Below are 23680 nucleotides of genomic sequence, written 5' to 3' on the forward strand. Positions count from 1 at the left end.
ATAGGCTGTCCACATACGGATGAACACAGCCTATATCAGATTATTTCAATGCAGTTAACGCCCTATCCCAATCTTTCCACACAACTTCTAGTCCCATTGTTTTGACTAAATCAGCCATTTCTTCAGGTGATCTGTCATCATCAATTTCAAACTGTTCTAACGCTTTATCTGTATCATCAGAATAACCACCTGGTTGGGTTTTAGACCCCGCGCTAATCGTCGTAATACCCAACGGAATAACATTGTCACGAAAGTGCTCAGACTCTCGGGTTGATAACGACAGTTCCACATCAGGATTAAATAACCGATAGGCACAAATAAGCTGCACTAGCTGGCGATCATTCATAATCGATTTAGGCTGAAACGCACCTTCACACGGTCTTAAACGTGGAAAAGAAATTGAATACTTAGTTTGCCAATACCGTTTCTGCAAATAATCTAAATGCGCGGCAACGTGAAAACAATCAGTGCGCCATTCATCCAAACCAATTAATGCGCCCAGCCCCATTTTATGAATACCCGCTTTACCTAAACGATCAGGCGTATCTATCCGATATTTAAAATCAGACTTCTTGCCCTTAATATGATGCTCAGCATAAGTACGGGGATTATAAGTTTCTTGATAGACCAGTACCGAATCAAGACCGAGTTGTTTTAACTCTGCATAATCGGCTTGCTCTAACGGTTGTACTTCCAACGATAGATGCGAGAATTGTGATTTCAATTCGTTAAATACTTGGCGAAAATACGGCATACCCACCTTACGTTCTGATTCACCAGCCACTAATAACAAGTGATCAAAACCCATCTTCTTAATCGCTTTCGCTTCACTGTTTAACTGTGTCATGTCCAGTGTGGTTCGACGGATCTTGTTATGCATCGAAAAACCACAATAAGTACAAATATTAGAGCACATATTAGAAAGATACAGCGGCACATAAAATTGAATCGTATTACCAAAACGTTGTCGTGTTAGCTCAACACTGCGCTGCGCCATTTGTTCTAAAAATGGTTCTGCAGCAGGTGAAATCAAGGCTTGAAAATCATTCAAATCAAGCCGTGATTTAGCTAACGCACGTTCAACATCAGCCGCCGTTTTAGCATAAATAGATAAGCGAATATCATCCCAATCTAATTGCTGTAATTGCTCATAAAAGCTCATATCTCACCCTTAAATTGACGTAATTATAGATCTAAAAATGCAGTCAACGGACTCGATGCAACAGCAGTTCTCGCCTGAGTACCTAAGCCAGCTAAATACGCTTGGCGACCAGCTTGTACCGCTAAGGCAAACGCTTTGCTCATTGCAACCGGATCTTGCGCAACTGCAATTGCCGTATTAACCAACACCGCATCCGCGCCAATTTCCATTGCTAGGGCCGCATGTGATGGCGCGCCGATACCGGCATCAACAATAACTGGCACCCTCGATTGCTCGATAATAATTTCCAAAAATTCAGCAGTGCGGATACCTTTGTTTGAACCAATTGGGGCGCCTAACGGCATCACAGCTGCGGTACCCACTTCCTCTAAACGTTTACACAATACCGGGTCGGCATGAATATAAGGCAACACATGAAATCCATCACGAGCAAGTTGCTCTGTGGCGATTAAGGTTTCAATCGGATCTGGTAGCAAATATTTCGGGTCAGGATGAATTTCTAATTTAACCCAATTGGTTTGTAATGCCTCACGCGCAAGGTGCGCTGCATATACCGCTTCTTTTGCATTACGCGCGCCCGATGTATTAGGTAATAGATTCATGCCTGCAGCAATAAGCGGTTTCAAAATATCATCATCTTGATTGGCTAAATCAATACGCTTTAATGCCATTGTCACCAGCTTAGATTGCGATGCGATTAATGCTTCTGCCATTATTTTTTGATCGCTGAATTTACCTGTACCAGTGAATAAGCGTGATGAGAATATTTTATCAGCAATGACAAGTTCATCGCTTGGTAATGATAATGCTGAGTTTAAAGGTAATAATGACATTTAGCCTCCTGCGATAGCTTGGAATAAAGTAACTTGATCATTTTCTGACAGCTGAAAGTCACCCCACTTTTGACGCGTAATAATGGCCTGGTTGACCGCGACTGCGATGCCTTTTTCAGGTTGTTCGAGTACGATGAGCAAAGACGAGATTGTCGTCACAACGACGCTCTTAATTTCATCATTAATGATTAATTTCATTTTCAGTTCCTATTTGTCACATCGTAATGTCCGATATGACATGATTTAATTAACTGCTTAATCTGCGGCTATATTTATGTTTTTTTATATTCAGTGAGTACCACACACAGTACAGTCAGGATCTTTCGCTACCGATAAATTCTGCCACTGCAATGTCTTGCCATCAAAACGCATCAAACGATTGAGCGAAGACACTGGCATACCAATTAAATGCTTTATCGCTTCTAACGCCTGTAGTGAACCAACAATACCCACAAGCGGGCCAATCACGCCTGAAGTGCTGCAGTTATTTACTTCTGCTGTATCATTAAAAGGATATAGGCAGTGGTAGCATGCTGAATCAACATCTTGTGCGTTAAACGAGATCAACTGCCCTTCCATGCGAATACCAGCACCGACAATTAACGGTAGTTTCTGGAGTACACAGATTTTATTTATCGCCTGTCTAGTCGGCATGTTGTCACTACAATCAATCACTAAATCAACAGCCGCTAGCATCTCAGCCAGTTGATTATTAGCACTATCATGTGTCAGCCTCGCAGTGAGAGCAGTCACATTAATATGTGGATTAAGCTGGGCTAAAGATGCCTTAGCCGCACTCACTTTGGTTTGCTTTAATTGCTGCTGCGTGAAAATAATTTGTCGTTGTAGATTCGTTAATTCAACATGATCGTCATCAACTAACACTAAACTCCCCACACCCGCTGCAGCTAAATACAAGGCGACTGGCGCACCAAGACCGCCAACACCAACAATCAGAACCTTGCTATGACGCAGGGCTAACTGCCCTTTTTCACCTACATCTTCAAGCAGTAAGTGCGCGCTATAACGCATATATTCTTGATCACTTAATCCTGTCATATAAATACTGCCCTATTCATCATTTACACAGGCTAAACTGGACTGCGGTTCAACAATAGCCAATAACTCAGCAATGGCTTGCTGGTAATCTGTCGCACGCGTGATTGCTGTTACCACGGCAACACTACCAACCCCCGTAGCGGCAACTTGCGGTGCGCGAGCAAGGCTAATACCGCCAATAGCGACTAACGGATAGTCTTGCATTAAATCGGCATAACGCTGTAAACGCTGTAATCCCTGTGGTTTTGATGGCATATCTTTTGTCACCGTCGGATAGATATGACCAAGGGCGATATAGCTGGGCTTAATTTGATGAGCACGTAATATTTCATAATAACCGTGCGTACTCAGACCTAGTTTTAAGCCTGCCTGTTTGATTGCGACAAAATCAGCGATTAGCATATCTTCTTGGCCAAGATGAACACCGTAAGCACCGTGTTCAATCGCTAATTGCCAGTAATCATTGATGAATAGACGGGCTTGATATTGACGACCTAAAGCCACTGCTGCTTGCACATCTTCAACAACTTCCGCAGGTGTCTTATCCTTGATACGCAATTGCAGGGTCTTAACCCCTTGCTGTAATACTTTCTCTAACCATTCCACCGTATCCACCACCGGATACAGCCCAAGGCGATTGGTATCACAAGGGGCAAAATCATACGCTAATTGCATTTGCTGCACTAAGCCAAGCTGATCGCCTAATACTGTATTGGGTAATACTACCTGTGGAAAATCATTGCGATTATTTGGCCAAGTTTCAGCGCTTTGGTTCAAGTAGGCTCTCGCCACCACAAGTGCGTCATCAATAGGATAATCTTGAGCAATCACCGTTGCCAATGCCGAAGAAAAAACACCACTGTTTTCATCTCTTGCTGATGGCCTTGATAGCACACTCGGTGACGATAATAATATTTCACGCTGTGCATCAATATAAACATCGAGAGCGATAGATTGCTGCTTATTATCGTGATGATACTTAACAGTCATTGCTTTCGCACATACACCTTTTACACCGAAACTCAGCAATGTATTGATCGCTTGTGTCGTTTCAGTAAATAACCTAATTGAGTCAGCAGAGCCTTGCTCTTGCGGTAAGATCAATACGTCTACGCAGGGTAATAAACATATTTTAATCGCGTCGACTAGCATTGAGCCTGTCGATTCGGTCATCGCCATATCAGCTAATGAAAGCGATAACGGCTCATAGATAACACTGATTTCAGGATATTGCTTCTTATAACGCTTTAAAAAATCGGCTAATATTTCCACATGTGTGATTGTCTCGATCACCCCTATTTTAATGGTTGATGCTACAGGTGCAGCAATCAATACCGCTAATTCTGCAGAAAAGTCAGCATCAGATAAGCGTTTCGTAGAAACATGGTAACCACACCCACCCAACGCATTAATCGTATTAAGATCGGCGAGGTTCGTCTCATTATCGCGAGCAGCAAAACTCGCGATAGTCCAAATAATGGCTTCAGTCATTAAATAATTATTCCACGTTCTCAGTTTTAGATTCAGTCACACGACCATTCACTGCGTCATGTGTTGGTGGCAAGTATAATTCCGCACCGTGTTTTTTAAACTCTTCAGACATTTGCAGCATCCCTGCGACAGCATCAATCACAACGACTTCATCAAGTAATTGAATACTGATTTTTTCTTGTTGCGCCGTATAATCACGTACATCTTGTGAGATCTTCATCGAGCAGAATTTAGGGCCACACATAGAACAGAAATGGGCAACTTTACCGGATTCTTGGGGGATATTTTCATCGTGGTAAGCACGGGCAGTATCAGGGTCTAAAGCAAGGTTAAATTGATCATTCCAACGGAATTCAAAACGCGCTTTCGACATTGCATTGTCACGAATTTGAGCCCCGGGGAAACCTTTCGCTAAATCAGCCGCATGCGCAGAGATCTTATAAGTGATCATGCCTTGCTTAACATCTTCTTTATTCGGTAGGCCTAAATGTTCTTTTGGTGTTACGTAACACAACATCGCACAACCGTACCAGCCGATTTGCGCCGCGCCAATCCCCGAGGTGAAATGATCGTAACCAGGGGCGATATCAGTCGTCAGTGGACCTAAAGTATAAAATGGCGCTTCATGACAAATATCGAGTTGTTTTTCAACATTTTCTTTAATCATGTGCATTGGGATATGACCAGGACCTTCGATAATAACTTGCACATCTTGCTGCCAAGCCACTTTAGTCAGTTCGCCGAGCGTCTGTAATTCAGCAAATTGTGCTTCATCATTGGCATCAGCTGCAGAACCCGGACGCATACCATCACCTAACGACAGTGATACATCGTAGGCTTTACAAATCGCACAAATTTCTTCGAAGTGATCATAAGCAAAATTTTCTTGATGGTGTGTCAAACACCATTTCGCCATAATCGAGCCTCCTCGGGAAACGATCCCGGTAAGACGCTTTGCCGTCATCGGCACATAGCGCAATAATACACCAGCATGGATCGTGAAGTAATCAACGCCCTGCTCAGCTTGTTCGATCAATGTATCACGGAACACTTCCCAAGTAAGATCCTCGGCGATCCCATTTACCTTCTCTAAGGCTTGATAGATCGGCACTGTACCAATAGGAACAGGTGAATTACGCAGGATCCACTCACGGGTTTCATGAATATTACGGCCTGTGGATAAGTCCATCACCGTGTCCGCACCCCAGCGTGTAGCCCACACTAGCTTCTCTACCTCTTCTTCAATCGACGATGTCACTGACGAATTACCAATATTGGCATTCACTTTAACTAAAAAGTTACGACCAATGATCATTGGCTCAGATTCAGGGTGATTAATGTTAGCAGGGATGATCGCACGACCACGCGCCACTTCTTCTCGCACAAATTCAGGGGTGATAAGATCCGGGATACTAGCACCAAAATCGTTACCTGCATGTTGCTTTAATAACAGCTCATTGCGGATCAACTCACGTCCCATGTTTTCACGGATCGAGATATATTCCATTTCCGGTGTGATGATGCCATTGCGGGCATAATGCATCTGGGTAACATTTTTACCGTCAATAGCCTTGAGTGGTTTTGGTAGATGTTCAAAGCGGATATGGTCGATACCATCATCGGCAAGACGTTGCTGAGCGAATTGTGAAGTAACTATTTCGAGCTCTTCAATATCGTTACGCTCTGCAATCCAGCCTTGTCTTAATTTAGGTAAACCTTGGTGCACGTTAATTTCAATCGCCGGATCTGTATAGGCACCCGAAGTATCGTAGATTGGGATTGATTCATTATATTCATATATAGGGTCATCTTTACTGCCTGCGACTAGCGTTTCATCAAGATTAATTTTACGCATCGCCACTTGCATGTCATCACGACTGCCTGTGAGGTGGATTTTTTCTGAATTAGGGAAAGGTTCACAACTGAGGTTATTAATAAATTCTTGGGCACTTTCACGGTTTTCACGACGTGTCGGTTTTTTTATTTTATCTAGATTTGTATTGTTAGCAGACATAGCATTCATTCCTTTAAATAAGATGATTGCTTGTCGTTGAGTATGGAGAGTGGTGATAAGACTGTATTAGATTAAGTCCAATACTGAGGTAAATAAGATGCTAGTTGTTACAGATCCCCCGTACAAACTGACAATATTATTAACGCTATAGTATTAATCACTCTTGTTTCCTTACGCAGGTATTAGCCTGATCAGGTTCCACGGATCCCATATTTAAATGGTCTCAGCCCTAAAGCACTCCGACAAGAAGCACGAGTATAGACTGGTATAGCGTAAAAAAACAAGCAAAAAAAAGGCGCCCTATAAAGGGCGCCTTCACTATTTAATAATAGTAAGCAAATGAATCAGTGGGTCTGTCATCACTTGCCTACAACTTTAATTGCATTCAGCAAATCAATTAAAGGTTATTTAATAGGTTAGCTAGGTTCTGTTCAGCTTCATCAGTAGTGATCTCTGGCATCGCTTCTTCGACCTTACCAGCACGCATTTTAGCGCGATCTTGGTGGTAAGAGAAACCAGTACCAGCAGGGATCAGACGACCAACGATAACGTTCTCTTTCAGACCACGAAGGTCATCAATCTTACCATGTACAGCAGCGTCCGTTAGAACACGTGTTGTTTCTTGGAAAGATGCAGCTGAGATAAATGACTCAGTTGCAAGAGATGCTTTAGTAATACCCATCAGGATATGCTGGAACACGGCTGGTTGCTTGCCTTCAGCTTCTAACTGACGGTTAGCAATTTTCAGACGTGAAACTTCAGCTTGTTCACCTTGTAGGAAGTTACTGTCACCAGCAGATACAACGTTAGCTTTACGTAGCATTTGACGAACGATAGTTTCAATGTGCTTATCGTTAATCTTAACGCCTTGCAGACGGTATACTTCTTGAACTTCGTTTGCGATATAGTTCGCAACATGGCTAATGCCACGTAGACGTAGAATATCGTGAGCTGATTCAGGGCCATCGGCGATAACTTCACCAATTGCAACTTTCTCACCTTCAAACACGTTCAAGTGACGCCATTTAGGGATCATCTCTTCGTAAGCTTCAGCACCATCAGTCGGTGTGATAACTAGACGACGTTTACCTTTAGTTTCTTTACCGAAACTAATAGTACCTGAGATTTCCGCTAAGATAGCTGCATCTTTAGGCTGACGCGCTTCAAACAGATCCGCTACGCGTGGTAGACCACCCGTAATATCACGTGTTTTCGAGCTTTCTTGAGGAATACGCGCTAGCGCTTCACCAATAGTAACTAACGCACCATCTTCTAGGTTAACGATTGCGTTTGCAGGTAAGAAGTATTGTGCAACAACTTCTGTACCAGGAATGAATAAATCATTACCTGCTGCATCAACAAGTTTAACCATAGGACGCATATCTTTACCAGCGGCAACACGTGCTGCAGGATCAAGAATTACCGTGCTAGATAGACCCGTTAGATCATCCGTTTGCTTAGTAACCGTAATACCTTCAATTAAGTCAATAAACTTAATTTGACCAGCCACCTCTGTGATGATTGGGTGAGTATGCGGGTCCCAGTTAGCAAGGATGCTACCAGATTCGATAGCCGCGCCATCTTTAAAGTCAACCACAGAACCGTAAGGTAGTTTATGGCTTTCTTTAGTACGACCGTTTTCATCAATAATAGTAACTTCTGATGAACGTGAAGTAATAACCAGTTTGCCTTCTGCGTTCTCAACGAATTTCTCGTTGTGGAACTTAATAGTACCCGTGTTTTTCACTTGGATATTATTTTCTGCAGATGCTCTCGATGCCGCACCACCAATGTGGAATGTACGCATCGTTAACTGTGTACCAGGTTCACCAATTGATTGTGCTGCAACAACACCAACTGCTTCACCTTGGCCAACCATTTCGCCACGTGCCAAGTCACGACCGTAACAAGCTGCACAAACACCGAAGTCATTGTCACAAGTAATTACAGAACGCACTTTCATTTGATCCACTGAGTGTTCTTCTAAGAAGTCACAAAGTTTTTCGTCTAGTAGCGTGTTACGTGGAAGAATTACTTCACCCGATACTGGGTTTAGTACATCTTCAGCAACAACACGACCTAGAACACGATCACGTAACGGTTCAACAACATCACCACCTTCAATATGAGGAGTAATGATTAGACCATTTTCAGTACCACAATCAATCTCGTTAATTACAAGATCTTGTGCAACGTCAACAAGACGACGAGTTAGGTAACCCGAGTTTGCTGTTTTAAGTGCTGTATCGGCTAGACCTTTACGCGCACCATGCGTTGAGATGAAGTACTGAAGTACGTTTAGACCTTCACGGAAGTTAGCCGTAATTGGTGTTTCGATGATCGAACCATCTGGTTTCGCCATCAGACCACGCATACCAGCTAGCTGACGAATCTGTGCCGCACTACCACGTGCACCAGAATCGGCCATCATAAAGATGCTGTTGAATGATTTCTGTGTCTCAGCGTCACCTAACGAGTTAGGTTTCGTTTCTGTAGACAAGTTATCCATCATTGCTTTTGAGATTAACTCATTCGCACGAGCCCAAATATCAATCACTTTATTGTAACGCTCACCCGCAGTAACAAGACCAGATTGGAATTGCTCTTGGATTTGAGTTACTTCAATTTCAGCTTCTTCAAGTAGTGTTTTCTTCGCAGCTGGAATAACCATGTCATCGATACCAACAGATGCACCAGAAAGCGCAGCGTAATGGAAACCGGTGTACATTAGTTGATCGGCGAATACAACAGTATCTTTCAGACCTAATAGACGGTAACAGTCATTTAGTAGCTTAGAAATCTGCTTCTTACCTAACGCTTCGTTAGATACTTTCAGGATCCAGTTAGCTGGGTTCACTGCAAGTTTAGCTTCTTCATCAGCAGATAAAGTTTTAGCCGGATCGATTAGTTCATACGGTAGACCTGTAGGTGCTACTAAAGAAAGAATCGCACGACCAACTGTTGTGTTCTTCAGTTCAGTGCGAACTGTAACTTCACCAGTTTCTTCATTTTTCAGATGTTCAGTAATACGTACTTTAACACGTGCATGTAATTCAACATGGCCACTGCGATATAGCTTTTCAGCTTCTTCAGGGCTGCCTAATACCATGCCTTCACCCTTAGCGTTAACGCCAGAACGAGTCATGTAGTAAAGACCTAATACAACGTCTTGAGAAGGTACGATAACCGGTTCACCATTTGCAGGTGAAAGGATGTTATTCGTAGACATCATCAGTGTACGCGCTTCCAATTGAGCTTCAATTGTTAACGGTACGTGTACAGCCATCTGATCGCCATCGAAATCGGCGTTGTATGCAGAACATACTAGAGGGTGTAACTGAATTGCTTTACCTTCAATTAGTACAGGTTCGAATGCTTGAATACCAAGTCTGTGAAGAGTTGGTGCACGGTTAAGCATTACTGGATGTTCGCGGATCACGCCGTCTAGGATATCCCAAACTTCAGCGCCTTCACGTTCAACCATTTTCTTAGCTGCTTTAATCGTTGTAGCAAAACCAAGTGATTCTAATTTACCGTAGATGAATGGCTTGAATAGCTCAAGTGCCATTTTCTTCGGTAGACCACATTGGTGTAAGCGTAACGTTGGACCTACTGTAATTACAGAACGACCAGAGTAATCCACACGTTTACCAAGTAGATTCTGACGGAAACGACCTTGTTTACCCTTGATCATATCAGCAAGAGATTTAAGAGGACGTTTGTTAGAACCAGTAATCGCACGACCACGACGACCATTATCTAATAGCGCATCAACAGATTCTTGTAACATACGTTTTTCGTTACGTACGATAATATCTGGTGCAGCTAAGTCTAATAGACGTTTTAGACGGTTGTTACGGTTGATCACACGACGGTAAAGGTCATTCAGATCAGAAGTCGCAAAACGGCCACCATCTAGTGGTACTAATGGACGAAGATCTGGCGGCAATACCGGTAGAACGTTCATGATCATCCACTCTGGTTTATTACCAGATACAGCGAATGCTTCCATTAATTTAAGACGCTTAGTGATCTTCTTACGTTTAGTTTCAGAGTTTGTCGTCTCTAATTCTTCACGCATTTCTTCGATATCTTGGTTTAGGTTAAGATCTTGTAACAAAGAAAGTACAGCTTCTGCACCCATCTTCGCGTCAAATTCATCACCCCATTCTTCTAGGTTGTCAAGATACTGCTCTTCAGTCAGCATCATGCCACGCTCTAGCGAAGTCATACCAGGTTCGATAACAACATATGATTCGAAGTAAAGAATACGTTCGATATCACGTAGCGTCATGTCTAATAATAGACCGATGCGAGATGGTAATGATTTCAGGAACCAAATGTGTGCAACAGGAGACGCTAATTCGATGTGGCCCATACGGTCACGACGAACTTTAGTTTGCGTTACTTCTACGCCACATTTTTCACAGATAACACCACGGTGCTTCAGACGCTTATATTTTCCGCAAAGACATTCGTAATCTTTTACTGGGCCGAAAATACGCGCACAGAATAAGCCGTCACGTTCTGGTTTGAAGGTACGGTAGTTAATGGTTTCTGGCTTTTTAACTTCACCAAAAGACCAAGAGCGGATCTGTTCCGGAGAAGCTAGACCAATCTTGATACCATCGAATTCTTCCGATTTACCTTGTTGTTTTAGAAACTTTAATAAGTCTTTCACGTTTTTCTCCACTGGGAGTGAAAACTAAGCAGCCTCAACTCACAGAATGAGTCGAGGCGCAGTGCTAATCAAAAATCAGAATTAACTCTAATTAGAGTTATTTCTTGTTTTTGTTTTCATCTAGTTCGATGTTGATACCCAATGAGCGGATCTCTTTCAACAATACATTGAATGATTCAGGCATACCTGGGTCCATACGATGATCGCCGTCTACGATGTTTTTATACATCTTAGTACGACCGTTCACGTCATCAGACTTAACAGTTAGCATCTCTTGAAGAGTATATGCTGCACCGTATGCTTCCAGAGCCCATACTTCCATCTCACCGAAACGCTGACCACCGAACTGAGCTTTACCACCCAGCGGCTGCTGAGTAACTAGGCTGTAAGAACCGGTAGAACGCGCATGCATCTTGTCATCAACCAAGTGATTCAGTTTCAGCATGTACATGTAACCAACAGTTACAGGACGTTCGAATGTATCACCAGTACGACCATCGAATAACTCTAATTGACCTGATGCAGGAAGATCAGCCAATACAAGCATTTCTTTGATTTCAGCTTCAGCTGCACCATCAAACGCAGGTGTTGCCATAGGCAGACCTTTACGTAAGTTTTGTGCAAGAACACGAACTTGATCATCAGAGTATGTTGATAAATCAACTTTCTGATGCGAGTTGCCGATATCGTAAGCTTTTTGAATAAACTCACGGATCTTAGCAAGCTCTTGCTGTTCTTTGATCATGTCATCGATTTTATTACCGATACCACGAGCAGCAAGACCCAAGTGAACTTCAAGTACCTGACCGATGTTCATACGCGATGGTACACCCAGCGGATTCAGTACGATATCTACTGGCTCACCAAACTTATCGTGCGGCATGTCTTCAATAGGAACGATTGTTGAAATCACACCTTTGTTACCATGACGACCGGCCATTTTATCACCCGGTTGGATACGACGTTTAACAGCTAGATATACTTTAACAATCTTAAGTACACCTGGTGCTAAGTCATCACCTTGAGTGATTTTACGGCGTTTGATATCAAACTTAGAATCAAATTCAGCGCGTAGCTCATCATGTTGCTTAGCTAGGCCTTCTAATTGAGTCTGTTGTTCTTCGTCAGCAAGAACAATCTCTAACCATTGCGTGCGAGAAACAGCATTAAGTTGCTCTTCCGTTTTGCCAGCAGCAAGTAATAGAGATTTAACGCGACCGAATAAGCTTTCTTCGAAGATAGATAACTCTTCAGTTAAGTCTTTTTTCGCTTCACGCAGTTGCATCTGCTCGATGTCTTGTGCACGTTTATCTTTATCTACGCCATCACGGGTAAATACTTGCACGTCAATTACAGTACCGTAAACAGAGTTAGGTACACGTAATGAACTGTCTTTCACATCAGATGCTTTTTCACCGAAGATAGCTCGTAGAAGCTTTTCTTCAGGCGTTAATTGTGTTTCACCTTTAGGGGTTACTTTACCTACCAGGATATCACCCGGCTTAACTTCAGCACCAACGTAAACGATACCAGACTCATCTAGTTTAGATAATGCACTTTCACCCACGTTAGGGATGTCTGCAGTGATCTCTTCACTACCAAGTTTAGTATCACGCGCAATCGATGACAATTCTTGAATGTGGATAGTCGTTAGACGATCTTCTTTTACAACGCGTTCTGATACAAGGATTGAATCCTCGAAGTTGTAACCATTCCAAGGCATGAATGCAATACGCATGTTTTGACCAAGCGCTAATTCACCTAGATCCGTTGAAGGACCATCAGCAAGCACATCGCCTTTAACCACTGCTTCACCAGTTAATACTGTTGGGCGTTGGTTAATACATGTGTTTTGATTCGAACGTGTGTACTTAGTTAGCGTGTAGATATCAATACCCGCTTCACCTGGTACTAGTTCATCTTCGTTAACTTTAACGATGATACGACTTGCATCAGCATAGTCGATTGAACCGCCACGTAGCGCAACTACTGTTACACCAGAATCGATTGCTACCGCGCGTTCAATACCAGTACCTACTAATGGCTTATCAGCATTTAGTGTTGGTACTGCTTGACGTTGCATATTCGCACCCATCAATGCACGGTTAGCATCATCGTGTTCTAGGAACGGAATTAGCGATGCAGCCACAGAAATAATCTGTTGTGGTGATACGTCCATATATTGAATGTTATCTGCAGACATAAAGGTAGTTTCACCTTTATGACGACATGGGATAAATTCGTCTTGAAGTACACCGTTTGTATCTACTGTCGCGTTAGCCTGTGCTACTGCATACAGACCTTCTTCGATAGCAGAAAGGTATTGAACATCATTAGTAACTTGACCGTTGATTACTTTACGGAATGGCGTTTCTAAGAAACCATAATCGTTAGTACGGGCAAATACAGCTAGTGAGTTAATTAGACCAATGTTTGGCCCCTCTGGAGTCTCAATCGGACATAAACGACCGTAGTGAGTTGGATGTACGTCACGTACCTCAAAGCCAGCACGTTCACGTGTTAGACCACCAGGACCTAAAGCAGAAATACGACGTTTGTGCGTCACTTCTGACAATGGGTTATTTTGATCCATAAACTGAGACAGTTGTGATGAACCAAAGAACTCTTTAATCGCAGCTGAAATTGGCTTAGCATTGATTAAATCTTGTGGCATTACTGCATCAAGATCACCAAGACTTAGGCGCTCACGAACAGCACGTTCTACACGAACTAAACCAACACGGAATTGGTTTTCTGCCATTTCGCCAACTGAACGAATACGACGGTTGCCAAGGTGATCGATATCATCAACTTCGCCTTTACCGTTACGGATATCAATCAAAGTTTTCATCACTTCAACGATATCTGATTTGTCCAGGATGCCTGCACCAGTATCTTCTTCACGGCCAATACGGCGGTTGAACTTCATACGACCTACAGTAGATAGATCATAGCGTTCGTCTGCGAAGAAAAGATTTTGGAATAGACCTTCTGCCGCTTCACGCGTTGGTGGTTCACCAGGACGCATCATGCGGTAGATTTCAACTAACGCTTCAAGTTTGTTAGTAGTCGAGTCAACACGGATAGTGTCAGACATGTAACTACCTACATCAAGGTCGTTCGTATAAAGAACGTCAATTACCTTGATACCAGCTTGAGACAATTCAGCAACAGATTCTAGTGTTAGTTCAGCATTCGCTGCAACAATCACTTCGCCTGTTTCTTCATTGATATAATCTTTAGAAGCTACTTTACCAGCGATATACTCTAATGGTACTTCGATTTCTGTTACGCCGTCTTTTTCAAATTTCTTGATATGACGAGCAGTAATACGACGGCCATTTTCAACATACGTCTCGCCATTAGCGATGATGTCAAATACAGCTGTTTCGCCACGTAGACGGTCTGGCATTAGTTCCATCATTAACTTGCCATCTTTAACTTCGAAACGTGTAGTATCAAAGAAGATTGCTAAGATTTCTTCCGTCGTGAACTCAAGTGCACGAAGAATGATTGATGATGGTAATTTACGACGACGGTCAATACGAACGAATAAGCTATCTTTCGGATCGAATTCAAAGTCTAACCATGAACCACGGTAAGGAATAACGCGTGCGTTATATAATACTTTACCTGATGAATGAGTTTTACCTTTGTCGTGATCGAAGAAAACACCAGGACTACGGTGTAACTGAGATACGATAACACGTTCAGTACCATTGATAACGAAAGTACCAGTATCAGTCATTAATGGGATTTCGCCCATGTAAACTTCTTGTTCTTTGATATCTTTAATAGTGCCTGCAGGTGCATCACGATCGTATAATACAAGGCGTAATTTAACACGTAGCGGTGCAGAATAAGTAACACCACGGATTTGACATTCTTTAACGTCAAAAACAGGCTCACCTAAACGGTACGATACATATTGAAGTTCTGAAGTTCCAGAGTAACTTTTAATAGGGAATACGCTACGGAATGCTGCTTCCAGGCCGTATTCGCCTGTGTGATCCATTTCTAAAAACTTTTTAAAAGAGCTAGTTTGAATAGCCAACATTTGCGGTTTAGCCACAACTGGTGCACTTTTACCAAAGTCTTTACGGATACGTTTTTTTTCGGTATTAGAGTAAACCATTTGGTTCCTCAGCTCGCTGATAAGTGACCCACTCTGCCCTGAAAAAGGACAGCTCTAACAACATCATTATATGTTTTTTATACTGTCTCGACCAAATGAATTGGGCTAAACAGTGCGCAGAATTTTGGTTGAAATGATGTGAAATTTCCAAACATCCTATAGCGCAAAAAGGCCGGCGATTAAAAAATCGCCAGCCAATGCCTTATGAGGGCAATAATCTATTTAAAAATAGATTATTTGATCTCAACAACGCAACCAGCTTCTTCTAGAGTAGCTTTTAGTGCTTCAGCTTCTGCTTTGTCAACGCCTTCTTTAAGAGCTACTGGTGCAGATTCAACAACACCTTTAGCTTCTTTAAGGCCTAGACCTGTAGCGCCACGAACAGCTTTAATAGCTTTAACTTTGTTTTCGCCGAAAGAAGCAAGAATTACGTCGAATTCTGTTTGCTCTTCTTCAGCAGCAGCAGCGCCGCCGCCAGCAACAACTGCAGCTGCAGCTGATACGCCGAATTTTTCTTCCATTGCTTCGATTAATTCAACAACTTCCATTACAGAAAGTTCAGCAATTGCGTCGATGATTTGGTCTTTAGTGATAGACATGTGTCATTCCTAATATATTAAAATTTATTTTAGACAAAGCGGCTAAATTAAGCAGCTTCTTGCTCTTTTTGATCGCGTAAAGCAGCCAATGTACGTACAAGTTTACCAGCTGATGCTTCTTTCATAGTCATCATTAACTGAGCAATTGCTTCATCGTATGTTGGTAATGTTGCTAATTTATCAATGTTTTCTGCACCGATAAATTCGCCTTCAAATGCTAACGCTTTAACTTCGAAAGATTCTTCTTGTGCAGCGAAGTCTTTTAAAAGACGTGCTGCAGCACCTGGGTGCTCGTTAGAGAATGCGATCAGAGTTGGACCGGTAAATGCTTCGCTCAGGCACTGAAAATCAGTACCTTCAACAGCACGCTTCATAAGAGTGTTACGTACTACACGAATGTATACGTTGTTCTCACGAGCTAGCTTGCGAAGACCAGTCATTGCACCTACAGTAACGCCACGTGAATCAGCAACTACTGCAGAAAGCGCAGCCTTGGCAGCTTCGTTGACTTCAGCAACAATTGCTTTTTTGTCGTCGAGACCTAATGCCATGGTCTATACTCCTGGATAAAACCGATTAAAAATCGGTATTAAAAATTTCCGAATAATACCAAGTAAACTTAGATATTAAACGAACCATTACGGCTCAGATTCCAGAAGAAATAAATTCTTCAGGGGCCCTGCACCATCTACGTAGGAAAGCTCAAGTATTAATTAAAAATAGCCGATCATTATTAAGATATTCCTTACAAAGTAAGAATACCTCCTACGGTCTTGGACGGAAGTAAGTCATATCAAGTATTAAACTCAATATCCTCACTTCAACCCACATTTTGTAAATACGTTAAAGCTAATAAATTAACCTTAACGAATTTACTAATTTTTAGGGAACAAATTATACTAGATAAAAGGTTCCCTGTAAATTACTTAGTCTCTACCGTTGCAATATCAACAGAAAGACCAGCACCCATCGTAGTAGATAGGCTGATCTTCTTGATGAATTGGCCTTTAGCTGAAGCAGGTTTTGCTTTGCTAAGTGCGATCAATAGAGATTCAAGATTTTCTTTAATTTGTGCAGCTTCAAAATCCACTTTACCGATAGTAGTGTGGATGATGCCAGCTTTGTCGTTACGGTAACGAACTTGACCAGACTTAGCATTTTTAACTGCAGTCGCAACGTCAGGAGTTACTGTACCAACTTTAGGGTTTGGCATTAAACCACGTGGACCTAGGATTTGACCTAGTTGACCAACAACACGCATAGCGTCTGGAGATGCGATAACAACATCAAAGTTAAGCTCACCGGCTTTAACTTGTGCAGCTAGATCGTCCATACCTACGATGTCAGCGCCAGCAGCTTTAGCAGCTTCAGCGTTAGCACCTTGTGTAAATACTGCAACACGTACCTCACGACCAGTACCGTGTGGTAGCACAGTAGCGCCACGAACGTTTTGGTCAGATTTACGTGAATCAATACCTAGGTTTACAGAAACGTCGATGCTTTCTTTGAATTTAGCAGATGCTAATTCTTTAAGAAGTTCAACAGCTTCGTTGATTTCGTAAGCTTTTGTAGATTCCACTTTTTCGCGGATCGTACGCATACGTTTAGAAAGTTTAGCCATTCCGAATTATCCTTCTACGTTCAAGCCCATTGAGCGAGCTGTACCAGCAATAGTGCGAACCATTGCTTCTAGATCAGCGCCCGTAAGGTCTGGTTGTTTGATGTTAGAGATCTCTTCCAGTTGAGCGCGAGTAACTGTACCCACTTTTTCAACGTTTGGACGACCAGAACCAGACTTGATGCCTGCAGCTTTCTTAAGTAAGAAAGATGCTGGAGAAGTCTTTGTTTCGAACGTGAATGAACGATCAGAATAAACTGTGATAACAACAGGAGTCGGAGAACCCTTTTCAACAGAATCTGTTTTTGCGTTAAACGCTTTACAGAATTCCATGATGTTAACACCGTGTTGACCTAGTGCAGGACCAACCGGTGGACTAGGATTCGCCATACCAGCTGAAACTTGCAGCTTAATATACGCAGTAACTTTTTTAGCCATTTTAATTTACCTTAAATATGGGTGCGAACGCTGTATCCAACATAGATACTAGCTTCCCGAAAAACAAGGGCAGCGAATTATAGATATAATTGCTGCCCTTGCCAAGCATTTTGTTGAAAAAATATTCAATAAAATGTAAATCTTATTTTGTAGAACTAAACCTTTAGCCTAATTGGTTAATGGCATTAGCCTTTTTCTACTTGACCAAAGTCTAGTTCTACTGGAGTAGAACGACCAAAGATCAATACAGAAACTTTTAAGCGACTCTTTTCGTAGTCAACTTCTTCAACAACACCGTTAAAGTCTGCGAATGGACCGTCAGATACACGAACCACTTCACCCACTTCAAATAACGTCTTAGGACGCGGTTTGTCAATTGCATCTTGAAGACGGTTAAGAATACGGTCAGCTTCTTTAGAAGAAATTGGAGCTGGACGTTCTTTCGTACCGCCAATGAAGCCAAGTACACGTGGCAAACTACTTACCAAGTGCCATGATTCATCGTTCATTACCATTTGAACTAAAACGTAGCCTGGGAAGAACTTACGTTCACTCTTGCGGCGTTGACCAGCGCGCATTTCAACAACTTCTTCCGTTGGAACAAGTACTTCACCGAAGTATTCTTCCATGTTGTGAACTTTAATGTGTTCTGATAATGTTTTTTGAACACGACCTTCAAAACCGGAAAAGGCTTGAACTACGTACCATCTCATTTTCTGTTCAGACATGAACTTATACCTTTACATCTGTGATAAATGCAACTACACGAACTAGAATACCATCTAGACCCCATAGCACTAACGCCATAATAGCGGTAACAACTAATACGATAAGTGTAGTTTGGATCGCCTCTTGGCGTGTAGGCCAAACCACCTTACGTACTTCTGTTCTTGATTCAGATGCAAATTCAAGCGCATTGCGCCCTTTACTTGTCTGCAATGCAATGCCACCAGCAATAACAGCGGCAATAATTACAGCAACTGCGCGGATTAACACTGATTCTTCACTAAAAATATTGTTACCAATAACTGTGCCAATTAGAATTATAGCAACTAGTACCCATTTTACAGTTTCTAGTGCTTTTCCTTGGTTTTCAGTATTTGAAGTCATACTACTAACCTGTACCTTAAAGACAAAAAAATCCGCTGTTACACGGTGATGACAGTGGCAGGGGGAAGATAATCAAACTCACAAACATCAGTTTGAAGCTCGCCTTGTCTACCAATTGGAACTACCCCTACAAACGGAGCTCCTAATTATAGGGGCTTTCGTTTTTCATGCAAGTTATTCGTAAATAATTATGAATAATATTTGAATTACAAATAGCTTAAATAGATTATGATTAAATTTGATTTTTGATTTTTGATTTTTAAAAGTGTGGTTATTTTAAAGGTGTAGTTATTTGATATGAAGAATATAAGAGAAGAAACAATTGACCTGAAAAATGGTGCTGATACCCAGAATCGAACTGGGGACCTCATCCTTACCAAGGATGCGCTCTACCGACTGAGCCATATCAGCGAATTTGGAGCGGGCGGCGGGAATCGAACCCGCATTATCAGCTTGGAAGGCTGGAGTAATAGCCATTATACGACGCCCGCATGCGTCCTGAATACAAAGTGGTGGAGGGAGAAGGATTCGAACCTTCGAAGGCTGAGCCGTCAGATTTACAGTCTGATCCCTTTGGCCACTCGGGAACCCCTCCACATATTGTACTTCAGTAACGAGTTAAATGGTGCCGACTGCCGGAGTCGAACTGGCGACCTACTGATTACAAGTCAGTTGCTCTACCTACTGAGCTAAGTCGGCGGCGTCACTTAACGAGGAGGGATATTAGAGTAACCCCCTACCTCTTGCAACCTTAATCGCTAAAAAGCAGTTTTTTTTTATCAGACTGGTGAATATTTAGCCACTTCGACTAACCTTCGAGTCAAAAGCTAACGAGACATCCATTTTCAATTAGATTTCAGCACGCCGCAATGAAACTTCACCACCAACATAAGGGCTAATCACCCCATCGATTTCCAATAATAATGCACCAGTATGATCAATGCCTTTGGCAATACCGTGCTTTTGCTTCGCACCTAAGGTTAAAACCACCGGACAATCTTTAAATGCATCGCAACGATTCCACTCTTCGACAAAATGCGCAAAGCCAAACTGTTCAAAATCAGTTAATACCGTCACTAAATGCGATAAATAGCGGGTTGCCAGCTCATTACGGTCGAGAGGCTGTTGCAACTGCTGACAGATATCAGTCCAAGCTTGATCGATTTCCAGTCCAGCTTGCAATGGCATATTAACATTTAAGCCTAAACCAATCACTAAATGGCATTCCCCACCCGCTGTGGCTATAATTTCAACCAATACCCCAGCAATTTTTTTACCGTCGACATAAACATCATTCGGCCATTTCAGTTGAGTATTAGCAACGCCTAAATCTGTCAATGTACGCTCAACAGCAATACCGATCACTAAACTTAAGCCTGATGCGGCTTGAATCCCAGCATCAAGGCTCCAGTAAGTACTGGTATAAAGATGTGAACCATAAGGCGAAACCCATTTTTTACCGCGACGACCACGACCAGCAGTCTGATATTCCGCAAAGCAGCTGTGACCTTTCTCCAATAAAGCCGCTTTATCCAATAAATGTTGATTTGTCGACCCTAACACTTGGTGGCACTCAACTGTGACGCCACTCCCTTGGGCAATTTTCTGCGCATCAATTAACTGCAAAGGTGATGAGAGCTTGTAGCCCTTACCAGTGATCTTGAATATATCTAAGCCGATTGTTTCTAATACTTTTACCTGTTTACTTACGGCCATGCGACTGACGCCTAAGGTTTCACCCAAGGCTTCACCAGAATGGAATTCACCATCGGCAAGTAAACGTATTAACTGTTGTCGTGACACTGTCATATTAACCACCACACACCTCCGCCAAGTTAGTTTCGCCGTTGCGTCCAATGAAGCGCACTTCATGCTGTAGTTCAACCGCAAAACGTGCCGATACTGTCGCTTGGATATGTTGCGCAAGCATAACGATATCATGCGCTGTCGCCGTGCCAGTATTAACGATAACTAAAGCTTGTTCAGTATGCACTTGCGCGCCACCTTGCTGATAACCTTTTAAATTACATTGGTCAATCAACCAGCCAGCCGCCAATTTAACCTTATCCCCCGCAGGATAATGCGGCATGGTTGGGTTTTTCTCGGAGATCACATCAAATTGTGCTTTATTGATGATCGGGTTTTTAAAGAAGCTACCGGCATTACCGAGCTTATTCGGGTCGGGTAGTTTTTGTTGGCGAGTCAAACAAACCTGCTTAAAGATTGTTAACGCCGATGCATCTGAGCCTAAATTGGCCAGTGGGCCATAGTTAATCTTAGCGACCCAAGGTTTTGGTAATTTAATACCCACAGCGGTGATCACTGCTTTATCTTTAAGCTCACCTTTGAAAATACTATCGCGGTAATCAAACTTGCATTCAGCAGGTGTGTAACGTCGTACCGTTAAGCTCTCAATATTAAGCACATCGACATAATCGCAGAAATCTTTCAATTCAACGCCATACGCACCAATATTTTGTACTGGCGCCGCGCCAACCACACCTGGTATAAGGGCTAAATTTTCTAATCCTGCATAGCCTTGCGTCAAGCTCCATTGGACAAACTCATGCCAATTTTCACCTGCAGCGACATGTAAGCTCACCACATCATTGGCGGATTCATTCACTGTGATTCCTGTTAAACAAATACGAATAACGAGTCCATTGAAGTCATCACAAAATAATAAATTACTACCGCCACCTAGGATTAATCGCTGGCGTGCGGGAATTGCCAATGCGAATTGCAACTCAGCAAAGGTCGTGACGGTGACAAATTGCGTAGCATAAGCATCAACACCAAAACTGGTGTAAGGTTTTAAATTATGATTTTTTAGTATTTGCATGAAATAATTAGCACTCGTAACGCATGAACCCATGCAGATAGTACCGTGATAGTACCGTATCTGTATGCAAAACCGAATAATAAAAGGCAACGAGATGCAGTTTCAGTGGTTAAATAAAGTAGAGAATCCGTTAGTTAAACCTTTTTATAAGCAATATCTGCCCTATTCTCGCCCCAACAAAGCTGAGCATATCGCCGTGTTAAAAGACAACAATAGCAAAGATAAGAATACCATTGTCGCTTGCGCACGTTTACGTCCTATCGGAGAATTAACGCTACTCACGGGCATGTTAGTGTCGCCCGATTATCGTGGCCAGCAACTCGCTCATCGGTTATTACACGATATGCGTACTCATTTCATCGCAGGCAAAACCTTTACCTTTGCTTTACCCCACCTTGCCGATTTCTATCATCAGCATGGTTTTGTGCCAACAATGCAGGCGCCAAACGACATCCAACAGCGTTTTCTGGCCTATCAGCAGCAAGGAAAAAAACTGTTGCTATTAGGCTTTAATGATTCTAATCAAGCTGACATCTGATTATCTTTATAATAATATGAAATTACGTTAAGCTGATCACAGCCCATAATTAGACTAATAGACATCATGACAATTAAAACAGACGAACTTAGAACTACCTATATCGATCAGGTGATCACTCCAAGTCAACTGATTAAAGAGTTTCCATTATCTGATAACGCCGCACAGCAACTTGTTAATAAACGCCGAGAGATAGAAGCGATTATTGAAGGTAAAGATAAACGCCTGCTGGTTATCATTGGTCCTTGCTCAATTCATGATACTAGCGCCGCTTTAGATTACGCTCGCCGTCTAAAACCATTGCAAGAGCAATATAAAGACAGCTTGGTGATTGCAATGCGCGTGTACTTTGAAAAACCACGTACCATTGTGGGCTGGAAAGGCTTGATCAGTGATCCGGATTTAAACGGTAAATATCAAGCAAACAAAGGTCTGCGCTTAGCGCGTAAATTATTAGTCGATATTACTGAAATCGGTTTACCAATCGCTACTGAATTCTTAGATATGGTTAACGGCCAATACATCGCCGATTTAATCAGCTGGGGCGCAATTGGTGCTAGAACCACTGAAAGCCAAGTCCATCGTGAAATGGCATCGGCTTTATCTTGCCCTGTCGGGTTCAAAAATGGTACTGACGGTAACACGAAAATTGCTATTGATGCAGTTCGTGCAGCGCAAGTTCCACATATCTTTTACTCACCAGATAAAGATGGCCTAATGACGGTATACCAAACACACGGTAATCCATTTGGTCACGTTATTTTACGTGGTGGTAAAACGCCTAACTACGAGCGTTCACACATTGATACTGCAACTAACGCATTAACGGATGCGGGCTTAGCGCCTTCTGTCGTGGTTGATTTTAGTCATGGTAACAGCCAAAAGCTTCACACCAATCAGCTGCTTGTTGCTGAAGATGTAATGGCGCAAATGCGTACTGGCAGCATGCAAATTTCAGGTATTATGGCTGAAAGCTTTATCGAAGCAGGCAATCAAGCTGTCATACCAGGCGAGCCACTCGTTTACGGTAAGAGTATTACTGATGCTTGTATCCATTGGCAAGACACTGAGCAGCTATTAGCTGACCTTGCTCAAGCAGCAAGTGACCGCATCGAAATAACAAAATAACGTTATCGAATAATGAATACCAAAAAGCCGCG

General features: G+C 42.4%; 18 protein-coding genes, 4 tRNA genes and 1 riboswitch. Of the genes, 2 read left to right on the forward strand and 20 right to left on the reverse strand.

The genetic code is table 11. The features are described from left to right. Positions 1 to 40 precede the first annotated feature (40 nt). The 20 genes from thiH to murB form a co-directional block, all read right to left on the reverse strand. A complete protein-coding gene (gene thiH / locus FR932_RS16520; RefSeq protein ID WP_019442522.1) occupies positions 41 to 1162 on the reverse strand; it encodes a 2-iminoacetate synthase ThiH in 1122 nt (373 codons plus the stop codon). A gap of 23 nt (positions 1163 to 1185) precedes the next feature. Continuing rightward, positions 1186 to 1995: a thiazole synthase gene (locus tag FR932_RS16525; protein WP_019442523.1), complete on the reverse strand. Its 810-nt coding sequence runs from the start codon at positions 1993 to 1995 to the stop codon at positions 1186 to 1188. Further along, entirely contained in the window at positions 1996 to 2193 is a 198-nt protein-coding gene (thiS, locus tag FR932_RS16530) for a sulfur carrier protein ThiS (RefSeq protein ID WP_019442524.1), read from the reverse strand. Positions 2194 to 2283: 90 nt separating this feature from the next. Then, complete coding sequence (locus tag FR932_RS16535; protein WP_019442525.1) at positions 2284 to 3054, reverse strand: HesA/MoeB/ThiF family protein; 771 nt, start codon at positions 3052 to 3054, stop codon at positions 2284 to 2286. A gap of 12 nt (positions 3055 to 3066) precedes the next feature. Next, complete coding sequence (gene thiE, locus FR932_RS16540; protein WP_019442526.1) at positions 3067 to 4545, reverse strand: thiamine phosphate synthase; 1479 nt, start codon at positions 4543 to 4545, stop codon at positions 3067 to 3069. Positions 4546 to 4552: 7 nt separating this feature from the next. After that, positions 4553 to 6559: a phosphomethylpyrimidine synthase ThiC gene (gene thiC, locus FR932_RS16545; RefSeq protein WP_019442527.1), complete on the reverse strand. Its 2007-nt coding sequence runs from the start codon at positions 6557 to 6559 to the stop codon at positions 4553 to 4555. Positions 6560 to 6709: 150 nt separating this feature from the next. Next, positions 6710 to 6811: riboswitch (TPP riboswitch) on the reverse strand. A 145-nt stretch (positions 6812 to 6956) separates the two neighbouring features. Then, on the reverse strand, positions 6957 to 11240 hold the full coding sequence (gene rpoC / locus FR932_RS16550; protein WP_019442528.1) for a DNA-directed RNA polymerase subunit beta': 4284 nt from the start codon (positions 11238 to 11240) through the stop codon (positions 6957 to 6959). Positions 11241 to 11337: 97 nt separating this feature from the next. Next, complete coding sequence (gene rpoB, locus FR932_RS16555) at positions 11338 to 15375, reverse strand: DNA-directed RNA polymerase subunit beta (protein ID WP_019442529.1); 4038 nt, start codon at positions 15373 to 15375, stop codon at positions 11338 to 11340. A gap of 233 nt (positions 15376 to 15608) precedes the next feature. After that, entirely contained in the window at positions 15609 to 15974 is a 366-nt protein-coding gene (rplL, locus tag FR932_RS16560) for a 50S ribosomal protein L7/L12 (protein ID WP_019442530.1), read from the reverse strand. 47 nt (positions 15975 to 16021) lie between these two features. Further along, positions 16022 to 16525 carry a 50S ribosomal protein L10 gene (gene rplJ, locus FR932_RS16565; RefSeq protein ID WP_019442531.1) on the reverse strand — a complete coding sequence of 168 codons (504 nt, stop codon included), beginning with the start codon at positions 16523 to 16525 and terminating at the stop codon, positions 16022 to 16024. A 371-nt stretch (positions 16526 to 16896) separates the two neighbouring features. Beyond that, complete coding sequence (gene rplA / locus FR932_RS16570) at positions 16897 to 17595, reverse strand: 50S ribosomal protein L1 (protein WP_019442532.1); 699 nt, start codon at positions 17593 to 17595, stop codon at positions 16897 to 16899. Between the two features lie 6 nt (positions 17596 to 17601). Beyond that, a complete protein-coding gene (gene rplK, locus FR932_RS16575) occupies positions 17602 to 18030 on the reverse strand; it encodes a 50S ribosomal protein L11 (protein WP_019442533.1) in 429 nt (142 codons plus the stop codon). Positions 18031 to 18215: 185 nt separating this feature from the next. After that, entirely contained in the window at positions 18216 to 18758 is a 543-nt protein-coding gene (gene nusG / locus FR932_RS16580; protein ID WP_019442534.1) for a transcription termination/antitermination protein NusG, read from the reverse strand. Positions 18759 to 18762: 4 nt separating this feature from the next. Further along, complete coding sequence (gene secE, locus FR932_RS16585; RefSeq protein WP_019442535.1) at positions 18763 to 19140, reverse strand: preprotein translocase subunit SecE; 378 nt, start codon at positions 19138 to 19140, stop codon at positions 18763 to 18765. Positions 19141 to 19475: 335 nt separating this feature from the next. Continuing rightward, positions 19476 to 19551: transfer RNA gene (locus FR932_RS16590), tRNA-Thr, on the reverse strand. Between the two features lie 5 nt (positions 19552 to 19556). Then, positions 19557 to 19631 (reverse strand) — tRNA-Gly (locus FR932_RS16595). A gap of 19 nt (positions 19632 to 19650) precedes the next feature. After that, positions 19651 to 19735: transfer RNA gene (locus FR932_RS16600), tRNA-Tyr, on the reverse strand. 28 nt (positions 19736 to 19763) lie between these two features. Next, positions 19764 to 19839: transfer RNA gene (locus tag FR932_RS16605), tRNA-Thr, on the reverse strand. 150 nt (positions 19840 to 19989) lie between these two features. Continuing rightward, positions 19990 to 20949, reverse strand: coding sequence for a bifunctional biotin--[acetyl-CoA-carboxylase] ligase/biotin operon repressor BirA (gene birA / locus FR932_RS16610; protein WP_193787379.1), 960 nt, complete (start codon positions 20947 to 20949; stop codon positions 19990 to 19992). A 1-nt stretch (position 20950) separates the two neighbouring features. After that, positions 20951 to 21982 carry a UDP-N-acetylmuramate dehydrogenase gene (murB, locus tag FR932_RS16615; RefSeq protein WP_026032221.1) on the reverse strand — a complete coding sequence of 344 codons (1032 nt, stop codon included), beginning with the start codon at positions 21980 to 21982 and terminating at the stop codon, positions 20951 to 20953. Between the two features lie 94 nt (positions 21983 to 22076). Between murB and FR932_RS16620 the strand changes: the two genes are divergently transcribed. Together FR932_RS16620 and FR932_RS16625 are read left to right on the forward strand one after the other, a co-directional pair. After that, positions 22077 to 22520: a GNAT family N-acetyltransferase gene (locus tag FR932_RS16620; protein WP_019442538.1), complete on the forward strand. Its 444-nt coding sequence runs from the start codon at positions 22077 to 22079 to the stop codon at positions 22518 to 22520. A gap of 66 nt (positions 22521 to 22586) precedes the next feature. Then, positions 22587 to 23648, forward strand: coding sequence for a 3-deoxy-7-phosphoheptulonate synthase (locus FR932_RS16625; RefSeq protein ID WP_019442539.1), 1062 nt, complete (start codon positions 22587 to 22589; stop codon positions 23646 to 23648). Positions 23649 to 23680 lie beyond the last annotated feature (32 nt).

The sequence above is a fragment of the Moritella marina ATCC 15381 genome, from assembly GCF_008931805.1.
Lineage (GTDB): Bacteria > Pseudomonadota > Gammaproteobacteria > Enterobacterales > Moritellaceae > Moritella > Moritella marina.

Excerpts from the sequence above, each read along its gene's own strand:
- rplJ (WP_019442531.1), bottom strand. The coding sequence starts at position 16,525 with ATGGCATTAGGTCTCGACGACAAAAAAGCAATTGTTGCTGAAGTCAAC.
- thiE (WP_019442526.1), bottom strand. The coding sequence starts at position 4,545 with ATGACTGAAGCCATTATTTGGACTATCGCGAGTTTTGCTGCTCGCGAT.
- FR932_RS16625 (WP_019442539.1), top strand. The coding sequence starts at position 22,587 with ATGACAATTAAAACAGACGAACTTAGAACTACCTATATCGATCAGGTG.
- nusG (WP_019442534.1), bottom strand. The coding sequence starts at position 18,758 with ATGTCTGAACAGAAAATGAGATGGTACGTAGTTCAAGCCTTTTCCGGT.
- thiH (WP_019442522.1), bottom strand. The coding sequence starts at position 1,162 with ATGAGCTTTTATGAGCAATTACAGCAATTAGATTGGGATGATATTCGC.
- birA (WP_193787379.1), bottom strand. The coding sequence starts at position 20,949 with ATGACAGTGTCACGACAACAGTTAATACGTTTACTTGCCGATGGTGAA.
- secE (WP_019442535.1), bottom strand. The coding sequence starts at position 19,140 with ATGACTTCAAATACTGAAAACCAAGGAAAAGCACTAGAAACTGTAAAA.
- FR932_RS16620 (WP_019442538.1), top strand. The coding sequence starts at position 22,077 with ATGCAGTTTCAGTGGTTAAATAAAGTAGAGAATCCGTTAGTTAAACCT.
- rplL (WP_019442530.1), bottom strand. The coding sequence starts at position 15,974 with ATGTCTATCACTAAAGACCAAATCATCGACGCAATTGCTGAACTTTCT.
- rplK (WP_019442533.1), bottom strand. The coding sequence starts at position 18,030 with ATGGCTAAAAAAGTTACTGCGTATATTAAGCTGCAAGTTTCAGCTGGT.
- FR932_RS16535 (WP_019442525.1), bottom strand. The coding sequence starts at position 3,054 with ATGACAGGATTAAGTGATCAAGAATATATGCGTTATAGCGCGCACTTA.
- rplA (WP_019442532.1), bottom strand. The coding sequence starts at position 17,595 with ATGGCTAAACTTTCTAAACGTATGCGTACGATCCGCGAAAAAGTGGAA.
- FR932_RS16525 (WP_019442523.1), bottom strand. The coding sequence starts at position 1,995 with ATGTCATTATTACCTTTAAACTCAGCATTATCATTACCAAGCGATGAA.
- murB (WP_026032221.1), bottom strand. The coding sequence starts at position 21,982 with ATGCAAATACTAAAAAATCATAATTTAAAACCTTACACCAGTTTTGGT.
- thiS (WP_019442524.1), bottom strand. The coding sequence starts at position 2,193 with ATGAAATTAATCATTAATGATGAAATTAAGAGCGTCGTTGTGACGACA.
- rpoB (WP_019442529.1), bottom strand. The coding sequence starts at position 15,375 with ATGGTTTACTCTAATACCGAAAAAAAACGTATCCGTAAAGACTTTGGT.
- thiC (WP_019442527.1), bottom strand. The coding sequence starts at position 6,559 with ATGTCTGCTAACAATACAAATCTAGATAAAATAAAAAAACCGACACGT.